This is a genomic window from Streptomyces sp. NPDC000878, assembly GCF_053599695.1.
The window spans coordinates 1-16,249 of the sequence record NZ_JBSFMT010000083.1 but is presented as its reverse complement, the minus strand read 5'-3'; the positions used below and the strand labels follow the sequence as shown (position 1 = coordinate 16,249).

The window sequence follows — 16,249 nt, the reverse complement described above, 5'->3', positions numbered from 1 at the left end:
GGCACGGATGTGAGGGCGCTGTGGTTCACCTTCGGGCCGGCTGAGATTTGGGGGATGCTCCGGCGGGCAGGTGACCGGGGTCAGCTGAGGTGCAGCTGCTGGCCCGGGTAGATGAAGTCGGCGTCGTCGATGATGTCCTTGTTCAGCTGGAAGAGCTTCGCCCAGCCGCCCTTGACGTCGTGCGCCTCGGCGATCGCGCTCAGGGTGTCACCCTTGACGACCTTGTACTCGCCGTCGCCCTTCTCGACCTTCTTGCCGGTCGGGGTGGTGACGGTCTTCTTCGCGGCCGGTCGCTCCTGCGAACGGGAGGCCGACTGCTCGTCGGTGGAGCGGGTGGAGGTCTCGCCGGAGCCGGAGCTGGAGGGGCTGGAGCTACCGGAGTCACTGGACGAGCTGTCGCTCGAACCGCCGCCGTAGGAGGCGCTGGACAGGCCCGTGCCGCAGACCGGCCAGGCACCCTTGCCCTGGCCCGCGAGGACCTTCTCGGCGATGGTTATCTGCTGGGACTTGGAGGCCTGGTCGGCGGTGGAGGCGTACGCCGAGCCGCCGTACGCGGCCCAGGTCGAGGCGGAGAACTGCAGACCGCCGTAGTAGCCGTTGCCGGTGTTGATGGACCAGTTGCCGCCGGACTCGCACTGGGCGACCGTGTCCCACTCGGCGGAGGTGGCGGCGGAGGCGGAGCCGGCCGCCAGCAGCGGAGCGGCGACCGCGGCGCCGGTCACACCGGCGATGGCGACGACACGGGTGGCCTTGGACGGACGACGGTGCTTGCCCTTACCGGAAAACAGCATGCGTGATCCCCTCACCGACGCCTGCGAGGTGAGCTGTCGGGTTCGGGCCGGTTGAGTTGCCCGGCCGTACGCCCCGTTCGGGCGGCGCACGGCTTAACCCCAAGCCGCTCCGGTCAACTGCCCGGTGCGGCACTTACCTTGGGTCCCCCGCTCCTGCCTACGGCGCTTGAAAGCGACGACTGTTCCCGTTCGGCCGTTGGCAGGATTCGGCGTTGCGACCGGCGGGGCCCACTGTGGCGGGCGTTGACGACCGTAAACAGGTGATCCCCTGAAATACAAAGACGATCAGGGCTTCTGAGACCTATCTCTCACTGCATTTATAACGGACATTCAGCGCGAAGCGTGACGTGAACTCCGGTTACTTTTGCCCCGGTTCGGCAGGGACTTCGAGGGTCTGACCGGGGAGGATGTGGTTCGGGTCCGCACCGAGGAGATCCTCGTTCTCGGCGTACAACTCGGACCATCCACCCTCAAGGCCAAGGGAGTCGGCGATGCCGCAAAGGGTGTCGCCGGGGCGGACCGTATACGAGCCTTCCCTGCTCTGCCCGGAGTTGCCCTGTTTTCCATCATTTGTCACACCCGTGGATGACCTGTCACCTTCTTGTGCGCCCCCTTCGCTCGACAGCGAGGGGGACGAGGAGGTTGAGGAGGAGGAAGAAGGGGACGGCGAGGACTCGGCGGACTTGGCCTTGACCGAGGGCGCGGAGTCGGTGGAGGGTGAGGCGGAGGGAGTAGAGGCAGGCGTAGGCGAATCCGACGTCGAGGACGAGGGCGACGCCGAAGACGACGTACCGCCCTCCCTGTCCCCACTCCCCTTCCCCTCGGCCACGCCCGTGTCGACGTCGGCCGAGCTGGTGTCCTTGCCGAGCCCGGACAGCAGCGCGCAGGCGTCCCAGACCCCGGCACCCCGGTCGGCGAGCACACTCTCGGCGACGGCGATCTGCTGCGAACGGCTGGCCTGGTCGGCGCTCGGGGCGTACGTGAGACCGCCGTACGCCTCCCAGTCCGCCTGGGTCAGCTGGAGCCCGCCGTAGAACCCGTTGCCGGAGTTGGCACTCCAGGAGCCGCCACTCTCGCACTCCGCGACCCTGTCCCACGTGGTGCCGCTTGCCGCGCTCGCGCCGGTCGCGGCGAGCAGCGGGATGGCGAGGGCGGAGCCGGTCACGCCGGCCGCGACAAGCAGAGCCGGGGCCTGACGGGGGCGACGGTGACGTCCGTTCCCGGAGAGCATGCGGTTGCCTTTCGCGAGACAGCAGGGGTCGGCGCGACGGATGCCGAAATGAATACCGCCAAGGCGTCGCACTAGTGCTCGAACGTATCGACAGGCGATCACTTGTCACAAGTTAATGCCGCGTAGATCACGTGAAGATCACATTGTTGAGGGAGTGTCACCTTCCCGTGATCTTCTACGGCACTACTGGCGGGGTATGCCCCGATTCGCGAACCGGCGTGAACTCGACGGGCAGGGTGCGCAGTCCACGCATGATGAGCCCGCCCCGCCAGCGCAACTCGCTCGGGTCTCCGGCAAGTTGAAGGTCCGGGAGACGGGTGAGGAGGGTGGCCAGCGCACTCCGCCCCTCCAGGCGGGCGAGCGGGGCGCCGAGGCAGTAGTGGATGCCGTGGCCGTATCCGAGGTGCTGGTTGTCACGGCGGGAGAGGTCGAGGGTGTCGGGGTCGGCGAACCGCGCCGGATCACGGTCGGCGGCGGCGAGAACGACGAGGACGGGATCACCGGCCGCGATGTCCTGCCCGCCGATGCTGAGCGGCTGCGTCGCGAACCGCCAGGTGGCCAGTTCGACGGGGCCGTCGTAGCGGAGGAGTTCCTCGATGCCGGTCTCGAGGAGGGAGAAGTCCTGGTGACCGTTTTCGTCAACGGCGAGGGAGTCCTGGAGCCGGGCGCGCTGCTCGGGGTGGGCGAGGAGGGTGTGTGTGCCGTTGCCGATGAGATTCACGGTGGTCTCAAACCCGGCGAACAGCAGGATGAAGGCCATGGCGGCGGCCTCGTTCTCGGTGAGGTGCTCGCCCTCGTCGGAGGCCCGGATGAGCCCGGAGATCAGATCCTCACCGGGTTCGGGCACGTCGGTCAGCGCCTCGCGCTTCCGGTGGATCAGCTCGGCGAGATAGCCCCGCATCTTCTTGACCGACCGGGCGACCCCGCCCCGGGGCCCGCCCCCGTGCCGGATCATCATCCCGGCCCAGTCCCGGAAGTCGTCCTGGTCCTCGCGGGGTACGCCCAGCAGGTCGCAGATCGCGTAGATGGGCAGCGGGAACGCGAACTCGTGGATGAGATCGGCGGAGCCGCGCGCCGCGAACTGGTCGATGAGCTGATCGGTGAGTTCCTGCACGCGGGGCGCGAACTCGGCAACACGACGGGGCGTGAACGCCTTGGCGACGAGCCGACGGAGCCTGGTGTGGTCCGGCGGATCGATATTGAGCAGATGGGTCATGAGGTTGGCGCCGCGCTCACCGGGGATCCCGGTCTTGCCCTTGGCCTGCGTGGGCTCGTCGTGATGGGCGGGGTTCTTGGAGAGCCGGGGATCGGCGAGGGCCTGCTTGGCATCGCCGTAACGGGTGACCAGCCAGGCCTCGACGCCACTGGGGAGTTTCGTCCGGTGCACGGGCGCGTGCTCACGGAGCCAGGCGTAGGCGGGGTAGGGGTCGGTGGCGAACTCCCAGGTGAAGAGTTCGGGGGCGGGGGGCGTGGAAGGGGGCTGGTTGGTCACTCGGTGACGGTATCGGGAGGGTCGGGGGGCTTACTCCTGGCCCAACGGATGGCTTGCAGTCACGCTTTGCCAGGCGTGTCGGGCAGCGATTTCTCTCTCAGAAGACCCAGCCTTCGCCTCGGTCACGTCGCGGTCCGACGTCCCAGGGACATGACCGGACAGCCAGAGGATCGCGCTCACCAGCGCCGGATCTGCCACTCCCCTTTTCGCCCACTGCTCCGACCGGTCCGCAAGCAACTTCCCGAGCAAGGTCGCCGCCCGGCGGTTGCCTGCTTCCGCAGCCGTCTCCAGGAACGCCTCCGCCTCCCTACGGTCTCCCCGCCTCACCAGCAGCAGCCCCAGATGCCACGCGGCCTCCGTCAGTCCGGCCTCCGCCGCCCTCCGGAACCAGGCCTCGGCCTCCTCGTTCTCCAAGGCACCCTGGGCAAGCAGTGCCAGATCGAACATGGCCTGCCCGTCCCCAGCCGTGGCAGCCGCCCGAAACGCCTCCTTCGCCCCCGCCAGGACCACCTCGAAGTCGTACGCCGAGTCCTGCAGGGCCGCATCCATGGCGGCGCTCCACACCACCCGGTCCACCACCGGAAACGTCTCGTCCCGGGACGCGGTGTCCACCAGATAAGGGGACGCCTCCCACATGCTCGCGCCGCTTCTCCGCAGCATCGGCAGCACGCCGTCCCGCTTCTCCGCCGCCCAGGCCAGCGCGTCGTCCACGGACTCCCGTTCCAGGTCGGCAACGCCCTCGTACCCCTCGTGGACCTTCACCAACAGGTCCTGCGGCAACGGTCCCCGCAGTCCGCACCGAGCCAGATCAACGGCCGCCCGGACCAGGGCGTACCCGCGCGGATGCCGGTCCGCCCGCCGAGCCCGCTGCCACTCCTCCCACAGCATCGGACCGACCGCGAGGTAGGCCGCCACGCCCTCCGCCCCGCACCGACGGGCGGCCTCCGTCAACCGAGGGTCGCCGACCTCCCCCGCCCGCTTCCGCTCCCCGTGACTCCAGTCCCGGGGCAGCTCCACGATGTGCGCCAGGTCGAGCACTCGCCCCCGGGACGACCTGCGGAACTTGTCGTACGTGTCCTCTCTCATCGTCGCGATCACCGGCACCCCCTGCGCCGCCAACTGCGCCAGCAGCCTCGGCTCCAGGCCGTCGGCTCCGATGTGACCGTCGAGGTCGTCGAGCCACAGCGCGCAGCGTTCGCCCGGCAGACCTCTCAACAGGGCGGGCAGCCCGCGCAGGTTCTCGTGCCGGGCGGGCGCGAACACCCGTACGCCGGGGAGTGCTTCGGCCATCGCCGCGAGTGCCGTGCGCGACTTGCCGACGTACGCGTCCCCTTGTACGACGACCAGCCCGCCCTCGGAAGCGGCCGACTCCACCGCCGCCTTGACCGCCGGATCGGCGTCCCGCTCGACGTACGGCGGCAGTTGGGGCAGGCCCTTGTCTCGCCGTGTCGGCCGCACCCCGTACGCCAGCGGCGCCATGCTCTCCGCCGACGGCCAGTCCACTGACCCGGGCTGAGTAGCGGCGGCCGGCGTCTGCTGGACGTGCTGCACACCGACGAACGGCCCGTTGACAGTGATGTCTTTGAAGTCGAAGTGGTCTCCCGGCACCACGGGCGCCGGAGCGGGGGCCGGTTCCTCGGGAGGCGTGGGCACGTCGAACTCGTCGATGAGAGAGGCGAGTTCGTCGGAGCCGTCCACGTCCCACGCGTCGGCGAGGCCCTCGGTCAGCCGAAAGCGCCACTCCAGCTTCCCGGACCCCGTACGAGGCCCCAACGGCCCTTTCAGGCTCTGGAGTTCATGGACCCATTCGTCCTGCCCCCGCAGCGTGAACCACTCCACGAACCGGTCCCGTACCCGCTCCCAGTCCGCCGACCTGAGCCCATTGACCAGCGTTCTGGCACCCTCAGCCGCCAGCTCGTTCATCGAGCGTTCCACTCATGCCCCCACGCCTCAACACCACCGTGGGTCAACGGTACTGACAAACCGTCGGAGCGATCAGGACCCCGCCACCCCTTCCCGCACCCGCACCGCATCCCGGTAAGCCCGCGCGGCGACCCTCAGCGCGGCCTCCGGATCCACGCCCTCCGCCTCCGCCCGTACCGCCAGTTCCAGCAGCTCGTATCCGATGCCCTCGCCCTGCGGCAGCGGGACGTCCAGGGACGCCGTGTGCACCCGGGACGCCAGTTTCGCCGTGAGAGCCAGGGCGGGCTGGCCGAGGGGGATGCCGTCCGTCACCGACTCCCGTTGCTTCTCGACCGCCTTGGTGCGCAGCCAGTGCTCCTTCACCTCCTCCGGTGTCGTCGCCGTCTCGTCGCCGAAGACGTGCGGGTGGCGGTGGATCAGCTTGGTGACGATGCCGGCGGCGACGTCGTCGATCGAGAAGGGGGTCGAGTCGTCCTCCTCGTCTCCCTCACCATCGCTCCCCTCCTCCGCGATGCGCGCATGGAACACCACCTGGAGCAGGACGTCCCCCAACTCCTCGCGCAGCTCGTCCCGGTCGCCCTCCTCGATCGCCTCGACGAGTTCGTACGCCTCCTCGATGCCGTACTTCGCGAGGCCCTTGTGGGTCTGGCGGGACGACCAGGGGCACTCCAGGCGGATGCGGTCCATGACCTGGACGAGGTCGAGGAGGCGGGCGCCGGGGAGGTCGTAGGAGGCGGGGAGGAGTTCCAGGTCCGGCATCCGGACGCGGCCGGAGCCCGCGAGGCGTGCCAGGCCGTCCGTGAGGGCCGGGTCGCCCTCGCCCGTCGTCACGACCACGACCGTCCGGCCGCCGGCGCAGGCGTCGATCAGCTCCTCGGCGGTCGGGGCGGTCTCGTCGACCGATATGCCGGCCTCCCGCAGATACGGCAGCTGCGGATGCGTACCGTCAGCGCACAGCACCCTGTCTGCCGCGTGCAGCGTCTGCCAGGCGGGCCAGGACAGCAGGCCGGGCGCGACTCGGTGGCTGGTGGTGAGCAGGACGACACGACCGGGGTCGGTCCCCGTCTCCGGAGCGGTCTCGAAGCCGCTGGTTGCGTTCACCCTCCGAACGTAACCCACGCCACCGACAGCCCCACGAGTTATCCACAGGCCAGGGGCGCGGGGGCACATCGGCGCCCGTACACCCGTACGGACAACCGTTACGCCGTGCCCTGTGCAGCGTTCGCCGCCGTGATCTCCCGTACCCACGGCGTCTTCGCGTCGATGCGGCTGCTCTTCTGGACGTCCCAGGTGCCGTAGCGCGGGTTGAGGTCGACGTCGAGGGTCTTCGAGGCCTCGGACATCGCCTTCCAGAAGGTGGCCTGGCCGTCCGTCGTGTTCATGTCGGCGCCGAGCGCGGCGGCCAGTTTCTGGGCCACGATCTCGGTGTGCAGGCTGTCCTCGAGGCGGGCCGGAGCGACGCCGTACTGCTGGAGCCAGGCCGTCTCCAGCTCCTTCGCGCCGCCCGCCTGCTGCTCCAGGGCCGCGCGCAGGCTCTGGACGTCCTTGCGGGTCACGGTCACGCCCGCGTTCTTCGCGGCCTGATTCAGGACACGGTCGAGGACCATGGTGTGCAGGGTGTCCCGGGTGAGGCTGCCGGTTCTTGCGACGGTCTGCGCGTACTGGGCCTGGTCCGGGGTGGCCGCCCGCTGTGCCGTGCGTACCTCGTTCACCCTGCTCTCCAGCTGCGCGACCGTGATCCGCTGCCCGCCGACGACGGCCGCCGCGCCGGGATGCGCGTCGTTTCCGCAGGCGGTGAGGAGGGGTGCCGCGGCGACGATCGCGGCGGAGAGAAGGAGCGCGGTGCGACGACGGCGGTGCAAGGGGGCCTCCTGAGGAGATTGTGCGGCGGTGCACAAAGTCTTGCGGTGATCGATGGTAGGCAGTGGCCGGGCTCTGGCCAAGCCATTCGACCAACGATTCACCGGGACTTCAGGCACCGCCGCGCCCGTCCCGCGCTGCCCCGAGGGCCTCCGGCCCGCCTCAGCCGGTGATCGCCACCGGTGCGTCCCACGCGTCGCGGTCCACGGTGATCGTGTAACCGCCGCGCTTCTCCTTGCTGTTCACCATGTACTGGTGGGCCCGGCTGTGGTTGGTCCACTGCGTGGCGCCGAACGGCCAGTCCGCGGTGGTGGTGTTCTGCTGGTCCCACAGCGCGTACCACATGTTGCCCGGCAGGTCCGTGCGGTCGGTGGCCTGGGCGATCGCCTTCGCGCTGGAGCTGCGGAAGCCGTAGAAGCCGGTGCGGTACGTCTTGGCGTGCAGCGCCTTGTCGAAGGCGCGTACGTACGTCAGTACGGCGTCGTTGCACGCCTTGTTCGTGATGTCGTACGACTCCATGTCGAGGTAGACCGGGCTGCCGGCCTTCATGCCGAGCGCCGAGGCCTTGGTCACCGCGTCCGCCGCGTCCTTCGCGCCGAGGGAGGCGGCCGTGGCGGCGGTGAGCTTCTCGGGGCTGGAGCCGGTCTGGCAGGACGGCTGGGCGCCGACGTACAGGGGGATGAGTTTCCAGCCCTGGGCGCTGACCGACTTCACCCAGGACGCGGTGAGGTTGGGCTGGGCGCAGCCGCGGTTCTTGCCGCCGATGTAGACGGCGGCGGCGCCGTAGAAGTTGTTGGCGCGCCAGGCCTTCATCGCGGCGAGGGAGGGTGCGGCGCAGGTGTCGAACGCGCGGCCGGTGTAGGTGCGCTGGGCGGGCCAGGTGGTGGCGGCCATCGAGGACTGCGCGGCGAGCCCGGCCCCGGCGACGACGGCCGCACCGGCCACCGCCCAGGTGACGTATCTGCGCTTCTTGGACTGACGGTGACTGGACGCCATATGACCCACCCCTGGTTCTGTGCACGAAAGCAGGTCGCAACGTAACCGGCGGCGCTCCCGTGTTCGGGAAACACCCGCCCCAGAGGCCCACAAGTTTCCCTCACGGCACGGCAAAATCCGGCCACTGACCGGTTTGGCTAGCCGCGTACCTGCCCCAGCCACTCCAGGGTCCGCCGGATCTCCGCCGCCAGCGGGTGCCCGGGGCCGCGCAGGCGGTCCACGTCGTGGAGGAGGCGGGCGAGGGTGTCGCGGGCGGCGGTGCGGTCGCCGAGGGCGAGGAGGAGGTGGCCGATACGGCGGCGGACGTCGAGGGAGAGTTCGGGGTCGCCGGCGACGTACTGGTTCTCGTAGTACGGCAGCAGAGCGCGGTACTCGGCGAGGGCCGCCGCCGGTTCGCCGAGCTGTTCGAGGCACTGGGCGGCCTCGTAGCGGAAGCGCAGCGACTGGGGGTCGGCCTGGCCCGCCTCGGCGGCGCGTTCGTCGGCGAGGCGGCGCAGTTCGGGCAGGGCGCGGCGGAACTGGCCGTCGTCCATGAGGGTGGCCGCGTACTGCTTGCGGAGGGTGCGGACCACCGGGGAGTGCTCGCCGTGCTGATCGGCGGCGGCGGGCAGGATCGAGCCGAGGATGTCGACGGCCTGGGTGATGCGGCCCTCGCCGAGGAGACGCTTGACCTCGTCGACGGCTCCGGCGACGTCGGGCCGCTCGGCGGCGACGGGAGCGGCCGTCGGCTGGGGCGCGGGGGTGCGGGCGCGGTCCGGCCAGGGGGCGTGCGGACGCAGGAAGGGGCGCGTGGGGTCGAGGGGCGCTCCGGTGGGCATCCCGCGCTCCGGGAGGAGCAGCGCCAGGTGCTCGTACACCTCCTGCGCGGAGGCGGGCCGGTGCTGCGGGTCCTTGGCGAGCAGCCGCAGGACGAGCGCCTCCAGCGCCTCGGGCACCTCGGGTCTGAGTCGGCGCACGGGCAGCGGCGGCTCGTACAGGTGCCGGTGGAGCACGCCGAGGGCCGTCGAACCCGAGAACGGCACGTCCCCGCTGAGGAGTTCGTGGAGGAGTACGCCGAGTGCGTACAGGTCCGTGTACGGGCCGACCGCGCCGCCCATCGCCTGCTCGGGGGCCATGTAGGCGGGCGAGCCGATGGGTGAACCGGTGTGCGTGAGGCGGGTCGTGTCCGTGTCCATGACCGAGGCGACGCCCAGGTCGAGGACGGTGACCGTGCCGTCCTGCTTCACCATCACGTTGCGCGGCTTGAGGTCGCGGTGGACGATCGGCACGGCGTGCACGGCGCTCAGCACGGCGCACAGTTGCGCGGCCACCGCGACCGCCCACTGCCAGGGGTACGGGTCGTGTTCGGCGTGGTGGTCGGCGAGGTCGGCGCCGTCGACGTACTGCATGACGAGGAACAGTTCCTCGCCCTCGCTGCCCGCGTCGTGGACCGTGACGAGCCCGGGGTGGTCCACCTGCGCGGTCACCCGGCACTCGCGCACGAAGCGGCGGCGCAGTTCGTCGGCCTCCTGGCCGGCCACCTTGTCCGGCCGCAGCAGTTTCACGGCCACCCGCCGGTCGAGCCGCTGGTCGTACGCCGTCCACACCTGGCCCATGCCGCCCTGCCCGATGAGCGTGGACAGTTCGTACCGGTCGGCGATGACGCGTCCCGTCGTCCCCACGCTCACCGTCCGCCCTCGTGGTTGCCACCTTGGCTGCCACCGTGGTTACCGCCTTGGCTGCCACCCTGACTGCCTTCGTGCTTGCGCAGGTAGTCGCTCAACTCGTCGAGTTCGGCGCGGACCTGGTCGATACGGGCGGGCGCGGGGCGCTGCGGCGGGGGCGGCGGAACCTGGGGCTGGGGTATCGGCGTGTGGGGCATGGCGGGCGGCGTGTGGGGCTGCGGCCCGGGCTGCACGCGCGCGTACGGCGACGAGGGCGGGGGCGAGGCCGGGTAGCCGTACCCGGAGGGCACGGTCGGGGCCTGGGCGGGCGCGTAACCGGCGTACTGCCGCCGTTGGCTGTCCACCGACCGGATGTCCATGACCAGGAAGTACACGCTGCTCAGGGCACCCAGGATCATGACGGTGGCGAGGGCGACGCTCCCCCTGGTGTCGCTCTCCTTCAGGGTGCCGACGACCGCGAAGCACACGATGGCCAGCGGCAGGCTCACCCAGGCCGCCGTCCAGTTGAACCACCGGCCGCGCAGCATGGCGACCCGGAACAGCGGCACACACGCGAGGAAGCCGCACGTGAGCAGGCCCGCCGCGACGAACAGCACGCGCAGGGTGATGACGGTGCTCTCGCTGCGGATGGGCGGCGGCGCGCCGGGGCCGTACATGACTGCTCCTGGACCGGATGATGCCGACGGGACGGACGGACAAGTGACAGGTACGAGTGACAGGTTCGATGTCGGAGTCCGAGCGTATAGGCCGACACCGACAACGGGTCCGGGTTGTACCGAACCGTTGTCGTGATCGTTGCCGCGCTGATCGCGGCCCGTGAGACGGCGGAAGCCATCGGTACGTCAGTCGGGCGCGACGGTCCCGTCGGTCAGCCCGTCGTACATGCCCCGGACGAGCTGTCCGCCGAGCCGGCCCGCGTGCCGCAGGGCCTCCTCGAACTCGGCGAGCGCCCTGAACCGCGCACCGTAGCGCCGCTGTTCGTCCAGGGTCAGCCGGGGCAGTTGCAGACGGCGTACGTCGAGCCGGGTCGCGGTGGACGCGTAGCTGCTGGCCTGCCGGTTGTTGGCGGTGCCGCGCAGGAAACCGGCGAGGAACCACGGGTCGAGGGCGGCCGGATCGGGTCGCAGGAGGACGAGGCTGCGGCCGAGAACGGCCCCCGCGGTCGCGTCGTCGACCACGCGCGCGACGGACCCGCCGCCCAGCACCGGAACGACGACGTCACCGGCCTCGACGAGCACGGCCTCCTCGTCGCTCTCGGGCAGCGTTCCGGAGGGGGCGGTTCCGGCGAGGACGTCGTGGTCGGTGAGCACGGGCACGCGCGCGTGGCCGCCGTTTCCGCCCGTACGCATCACCAGGGCGCCCCCGCGCGCGAGTTCACCGATGGTGATGAGCGGCCAGCGCCCTGCCTGCCCCTCGGCGGGTCCGGTGGGGGTGGGCGGGGTGAGATCGGCGGTCAGGCGGAGGGTCTCGCCGAGCCGTTCCCGTACGTCGCCCAGGTGCTCGCCGTCGCCCGCGGTGGCCGGCGGGAGGTGACGGGCGGGGGCGAGGTCGACGTCGTCGTCGAGGAGTTCGATGACGGGCACGGAACGCGACACCCCTGGCTGCTCGACCGCCGTACCGGCCCGCTCGAAGGGCCGCCAGGCGCCGAGAACGGCGCTGCGCACGGTCTCCCAGTCGAGCCCGCCCCGCCCGGTGTGCTCGGCGACGGTCCCGGTGTCGGCGAGCAGCACCTCGGGCTGCGCGGGCGCCTTGTCGGGCCGCCGCAGCACCCACAGATGCAACGGGATGTTGTACGGGGGCGCCGCACCGACCGGCAGCGCGATCACCGCGCGCAGCGCCCCGCGCCGCAGCAGATCGGCCCGGATACGGCGCCCCGAACGCCGGGACGCCGCGGCCGGCGGCATCAGCAGTACGGCGGTGCCCCCGTCCCGGAGCCGCGCGAGCGCGTGCTGCACCCAGGCCAGCTCGGACTCGTTCCGCGCCGGGAAGCCGTACTCCCAGCGGGCGTCGTACGCGAGTTCGTCGTGCCCCCAGTTCCGCTCGTTGAACGGCGGATGGCAGAGCACGACATCGGCCCTGAGCCCGGGATACGCGTCGGCCCGGAGCGTGTCCCCGACAGCCGTACGCACGACCACGTTCCGCCCCTGGAGCGCGAGCCGGAGCGCGGTGAGCGCGGCCAGCTCGGGGGCACTGTCCTGCCCGTACAACTCCCGCTCGGCATCCTCCCGTTCGGCCTCCCGCGCCCCCGGCACGGGAACGGCCCGCAACAGCGCCCCGGTGCCACAGGCCGGATCGAGCACGGTACGCGCCGCCCCGGCGAGGTCTCCCATGAGCCGGGCCAGCTCGGCCGGGGTGAGCGTGTACTGCCGCGGATTGGCATCAAGATGCCGCCCGACCAGGAACTCGTACGCCTGCCGCGCCCCCATCTCGGCCGCGAGCTCGGCGACACCCCGGAGGAGGGGGACGGAGGGGAGGAGTTCGGGGCCGGTGGGGGTGTGAACGGCGGGGGCGGCGGGGGTTGTGTGTACCGGGGCCGAGCTGTGTACGTGGGGTGGGGCGGGGGCGTTGTGTACGCCGGACGCGGCGGGCGTCCTGTGTACGCCGGGGTCGGCGGGCGCTGCGGACGCAGCGTGGCCGCTGTGTACGCCCGATGCGGGCGGCGAAGCGTGAACGCCGGGCTGCGTGTTCACGGCACCCGGGGTGTTCACACCCGGCGAGCCGGCGGGGGCGCCGGGTGAGGCGTGTACAGCGCCCGGACTGTTCACACCACCCGGCCCGTTCACACTCACCCCGCCCCCCGCACCCGACGGAGTGTGAACCCCCCGAACATCAGTCGGACTGTGAACTCCTTGCGCGACGGACGGCGTGTGAACTCCCCGCCCCCCACCCGGCCTGTGAACACCGCGCTTCCCGGCGACGCCGAAGCGCGGGACGATCACCTGCTCCAGCGTGCCGGGGAGGCGGGCGGCGAGGCGTTCGTCGGAGACGGCGCCCAGTTCCAGCCAGACGGTCGGGCGGTCGTGGATGAGCAGCAGGACGCAGCCCGCGTGGACGAGGGCGGTGGCCGGGCCCTCGGGGTGGCCGACGAGTTGTTGCCAGACGCGTTCACGGAGGGGTACTTCGGCGAGTTTTCCCTGGCGGCGGAGCCAGGACTCGACCTCGGCGAGGGCGAAGGCGGGGCTGGTCTCGGTGCCGCCGACCGGCTTGGGGAAGTCGGCGTGACGGCGGCGCCAGTTGCTGACGGCGGCGCGGCCGACGCCCGCGAGCCGTGCGATGCCGGCGGCGGTCACTTCCGTGGCGTTGTCCTGCACGCGCCGCGCTCCCCTCGTCCCGTGCACGGTCCCGGCGTTCCCGCGTACGGCTCTGGTCACCCGTACACAGCCCTCACAGCCTGGTCGTGCAGCCCTCGTTTCACATGTGACGCCGAGCATAGCGGCGTACGCAAGATCTACCCATTCACGGGCGTGTACATATGACATCGCGTGAACCGTGTTGACTCGGTTCACACGCTCTGGTCTTATTGACCCAGCGAACGAGCGGGCCGCCACAAGGAGTGCGGTCGCGTCGCCGTAACGGGGAGGGGACTGTCATGGGTATGAAGGGCAAGGTCGCGCTGGGGGCCGTCGTGGGGATCGTCGTCATCGGGGTCGCGTCGGCGACGTCGGGGGGCGACGGGGACGGCGGTTCCGGGGGCAGCGGTGACAAGGGGTCGTCGGCGTCGGCGGGGCAGAAGCCCGGGGGCAGCGGGGCGAGCGCGGACTCCGCGGACGGCTCGGGTGGCTCGGGTGGCTCGGACTCCGTGGAGGTCGCCGACAAGGTGGTCGCGATCGAGGGGGACGGGGACTTCCAGGTCGGCAGTGATGTCAAGCCCGGTACCTATCGGACCAGCGGGAACACCGACGACATGTGCTACTGGGAGCGGGCCAAGGACGCCTCCGGCGAGATCGACTCGCTGCTCGCCAACGACAACGTCAGCGGCACCAGTTACGTGACGATCCTGGCGACCGACAAGCTCTTCAAGTCCAGCGGCTGCAAGGACTGGGAGGCAGTCGACCTGAAGGCGAAGGGCACGCCCGCGGCGAAGATGGCCGGCAACGGCGGCATGTTCAGGGTGGGCGCGGACATCGCGCCGGGGACGTACAAGTCCACGGGCAACGCCGACGACCTCTGCTACTGGGAGCGGTCGAAGGACGCCTCGCACTCGGTCGACTCGATCGTCGCGAACAACAACGTGAACGGCACAGCCGTCGCGACGATCAGCGCCTCCGACGGCTACTTCAAGACGACGGGCTGCAAGGACTGGGTGAAGACGGGCTGACGTCCGGTTCCCGTCCCGCCCCGCCCCGTTTCTTCTTCTCCGCCCTCCTCTCCTCTTACCCCCTCTCCCTTCCCCCTTCCCCCTTCCCAGCCGGGCGGCGGTGGCGCAGCGCCGGGGACCGCGCCGCCGCCCGCGTTTCTCAGCTCAGCCCAGCCCAGTTCGTCCCTCACCAGGAAACCTCGAAGGAACTCCCATGCGCCGAACCACACTCGCCGCCCTCTGTCTCACCGCCGTCACCGTCGCCGGAGTCGCCGGGTGTCTGCCCGGTGAGGACAAGACGGCCGACAAGACAGCAGAGAAGACCGCGGACAACGCAGCCTCCAAGCCGAAGGGCCCGTTCGACGGGCTGACCGGTGGCGAGATAGCCGAGCGTGCCCTGACGGCGACCTCGGGTGCCTCGTCGCTCCGCATGACGGGCGATGTGGCGGACGACGAGAGCGGCGGCACGATCCGGATCGACATGGCGCTCGACAAGCGGGGCGAGTGCGCCGGAACGATGAGCATGAACGGTGAGGGCAAGGCCGACGTCGTGAAGACCGCCACCACCCTCTATATGCGGTACGACGAGAAGTTCCTGCGGGCGCAGAGCGAGGGCTCGTCGAAGGAGGAGACCGACGGGGTCGTGGCCATGCTCGCCGGGAAGTGGACCAAGATGGCCGCGACCGGCTCCGACGCCAAGGACATCGCGGGCTTCTGCGACCTGGACAGCGTGCTCACCGACTTCAAGGACGCCGGTTCCGGGCCCGGCGCCGGGGTGACGCGCGGCGCCACGACCACCGTGGACGGTACGCCGGCCCTCGTCGTCAACGAGAAGGACGGCAAGGACAGTTACACGCTGTACGTCGCCACGAAGGGCAAGCCCTACATCCTCCGGCTCGAAAGCAAGTCCGCGAAGGACCCGGGGACCATCGCCTTCAGCGAGTACGACAAGCCGGTCGCGGCCAAGAAGCCCACAGGCGAGATCCTCGACCTGGACGCGCTGGGCGGCTGACCGGGGCCACCGTGTCTCCGGGCCGCTGTGCCTCCGAGCCGCCGGTCACAGCTGGTGCCGCATCCACACATTCGGCTCTACGTAGACCCCGTACCCGTGTTCCAGGTCGCACCGCACCGGTGCCAGCGCCCCGGGCACCTCCACCTCGCCCTCGCTGTCGAAGGGCAGCCCCGTCCAGGCGCGCCACTCCTCCAGTGAGGCCGCGACGCACATCGACGCCGGTGCCATGGCGACAATCGTGGCGCCGGCCCGTGCGTGCACGCGCAGCCACGGGTCGTGGGGCAGTCCGTCGGCGCGGACCCGGTACGCGTACTCGGCGATCGGGGTCCGTGGCTCCAGGTGCTTGGCGCTGGGCCGGACCGGGGCGACGACCTCGCGGAAGCCGTGTGCGGCGGCGTTGTTCCGCATCGCCGCGAGCATCCGTCCGGACAGCCCCGTGCCCTGCGTGTGCGGGGAGACGACGATCGAGATCGCGCTCACCGTGTCCGGCCGGGTCCCGGCGCGCAGGTCCTGGAACGCCCACACCAGCACCTGGTCCCAGCCACGGGCGGGCAGTTCGCCCCCGCGCCGGCCGAGCGCGAAGGGCACGGCGTAGGCGTGGGCGACGACCTCGCCCCGCTCGTCCTCCGCGAACAGGACGTACTCGGGGAGTTCGGTGGCGATCCGGTCGTAGTGGGCGTTGCCCGTGAAGTCGTGCTGCATGAACTCCGGCCAGGTGTCGGGCATTTCGACGACCTGGCGGTACATCTCGGGGCGTTCGGCGAGCGACGAGACCTTCAACTCCATGGAGAGTCACGGTAGCTGGATCGGGGCCGCGACCCCAGCCCCACGCGGCGCCATCCAGCTCCGAGTGGGCGCCATCCAGCCCCGGCCCGCATTTCCACCAGCCCCCGGAAGAAGCCCTGGCAGAAGCCCCGGAGAATGTCAGGGAAGCCGCCCTGGAGGATGTCCGGGAAGCAGTCGCACCCCGCACAGAAGACGAG

The 16,249-nt window shown here is 70.8% G+C and carries 13 protein-coding genes and 1 riboswitch; of the genes, 2 read left to right on the top strand and 11 right to left on the bottom strand.

Going from position 1 to position 16,249, the window contains the following annotated elements:
• Positions 1-80: 80 nt before the first annotated feature.
• From ACWDR4_RS42635 to ACWDR4_RS42590, 10 genes are all read right to left on the bottom strand, one after another.
• Positions 81-791 carry a transglycosylase family protein gene (locus ACWDR4_RS42635; protein WP_450416623.1) on the bottom strand — a complete coding sequence of 237 codons (711 nt, stop codon included), beginning with the start codon at positions 789-791 and terminating at the stop codon, positions 81-83.
• Between the two features lie 3 nt (positions 792-794).
• A riboswitch (cyclic di-AMP (ydaO/yuaA leader) is annotated at positions 795-966 on the bottom strand.
• Between the two features lie 183 nt (positions 967-1,149).
• On the bottom strand, positions 1,150-1,956 hold the full coding sequence (locus ACWDR4_RS42630; protein ID WP_450416621.1) for a transglycosylase family protein: 807 nt from the start codon (positions 1,954-1,956) through the stop codon (positions 1,150-1,152).
• Between the two features lie 241 nt (positions 1,957-2,197).
• A complete protein-coding gene (locus tag ACWDR4_RS42625; protein WP_450416620.1) occupies positions 2,198-3,514 on the bottom strand; it encodes a cytochrome P450 family protein in 1,317 nt (438 codons plus the stop codon).
• Between the two features lie 30 nt (positions 3,515-3,544).
• A complete protein-coding gene (locus ACWDR4_RS42620) occupies positions 3,545-5,437 on the bottom strand; it encodes a tetratricopeptide repeat protein (RefSeq protein ID WP_450416618.1) in 1,893 nt (630 codons plus the stop codon).
• A 72-nt stretch (positions 5,438-5,509) separates the two neighbouring features.
• Positions 5,510-6,538 carry a nucleoside triphosphate pyrophosphohydrolase gene (locus tag ACWDR4_RS42615; RefSeq protein ID WP_450416616.1) on the bottom strand — a complete coding sequence of 343 codons (1,029 nt, stop codon included), beginning with the start codon at positions 6,536-6,538 and terminating at the stop codon, positions 5,510-5,512.
• 98 nt (positions 6,539-6,636) lie between these two features.
• Positions 6,637-7,299, bottom strand: coding sequence for a SurA N-terminal domain-containing protein (locus ACWDR4_RS42610; RefSeq protein ID WP_450416615.1), 663 nt, complete (start codon positions 7,297-7,299; stop codon positions 6,637-6,639).
• Positions 7,300-7,459: 160 nt separating this feature from the next.
• Positions 7,460-8,293, bottom strand: a complete 834-nt coding sequence (locus tag ACWDR4_RS42605) for a glycoside hydrolase domain-containing protein (protein ID WP_450416614.1) — start codon at positions 8,291-8,293, stop codon at positions 7,460-7,462.
• Between the two features lie 137 nt (positions 8,294-8,430).
• A complete protein-coding gene (locus tag ACWDR4_RS42600; protein ID WP_450416658.1) occupies positions 8,431-9,915 on the bottom strand; it encodes a protein kinase domain-containing protein in 1,485 nt (494 codons plus the stop codon).
• A gap of 41 nt (positions 9,916-9,956) precedes the next feature.
• Positions 9,957-10,613 carry a hypothetical protein gene (locus tag ACWDR4_RS42595; RefSeq protein WP_450416613.1) on the bottom strand — a complete coding sequence of 219 codons (657 nt, stop codon included), beginning with the start codon at positions 10,611-10,613 and terminating at the stop codon, positions 9,957-9,959.
• 186 nt (positions 10,614-10,799) lie between these two features.
• Entirely contained in the window at positions 10,800-13,268 is a 2,469-nt protein-coding gene (locus ACWDR4_RS42590; RefSeq protein ID WP_450416612.1) for an N-6 DNA methylase, read from the bottom strand.
• Between the two features lie 278 nt (positions 13,269-13,546).
• Here ACWDR4_RS42590 and ACWDR4_RS42585 point away from each other — a divergent pair, with 278 nt between their 5' ends.
• Together ACWDR4_RS42585 and ACWDR4_RS42580 are read left to right on the top strand one after the other, a co-directional pair.
• Positions 13,547-14,275 (top strand): hypothetical protein, encoded by a 729-nt coding sequence (locus tag ACWDR4_RS42585; RefSeq protein WP_450416610.1) that lies wholly within the window; start codon positions 13,547-13,549, stop codon positions 14,273-14,275.
• 193 nt (positions 14,276-14,468) lie between these two features.
• A complete protein-coding gene (locus ACWDR4_RS42580; RefSeq protein ID WP_450416608.1) occupies positions 14,469-15,266 on the top strand; it encodes a hypothetical protein in 798 nt (265 codons plus the stop codon).
• 45 nt (positions 15,267-15,311) lie between these two features.
• On the opposite strand, the gene ACWDR4_RS42575 is transcribed toward ACWDR4_RS42580, so the two are convergent.
• Entirely contained in the window at positions 15,312-16,052 is a 741-nt protein-coding gene (locus tag ACWDR4_RS42575; protein ID WP_450416606.1) for an N-acetyltransferase, read from the bottom strand.
• Positions 16,053-16,249: the final 197 nt, after the last annotated feature.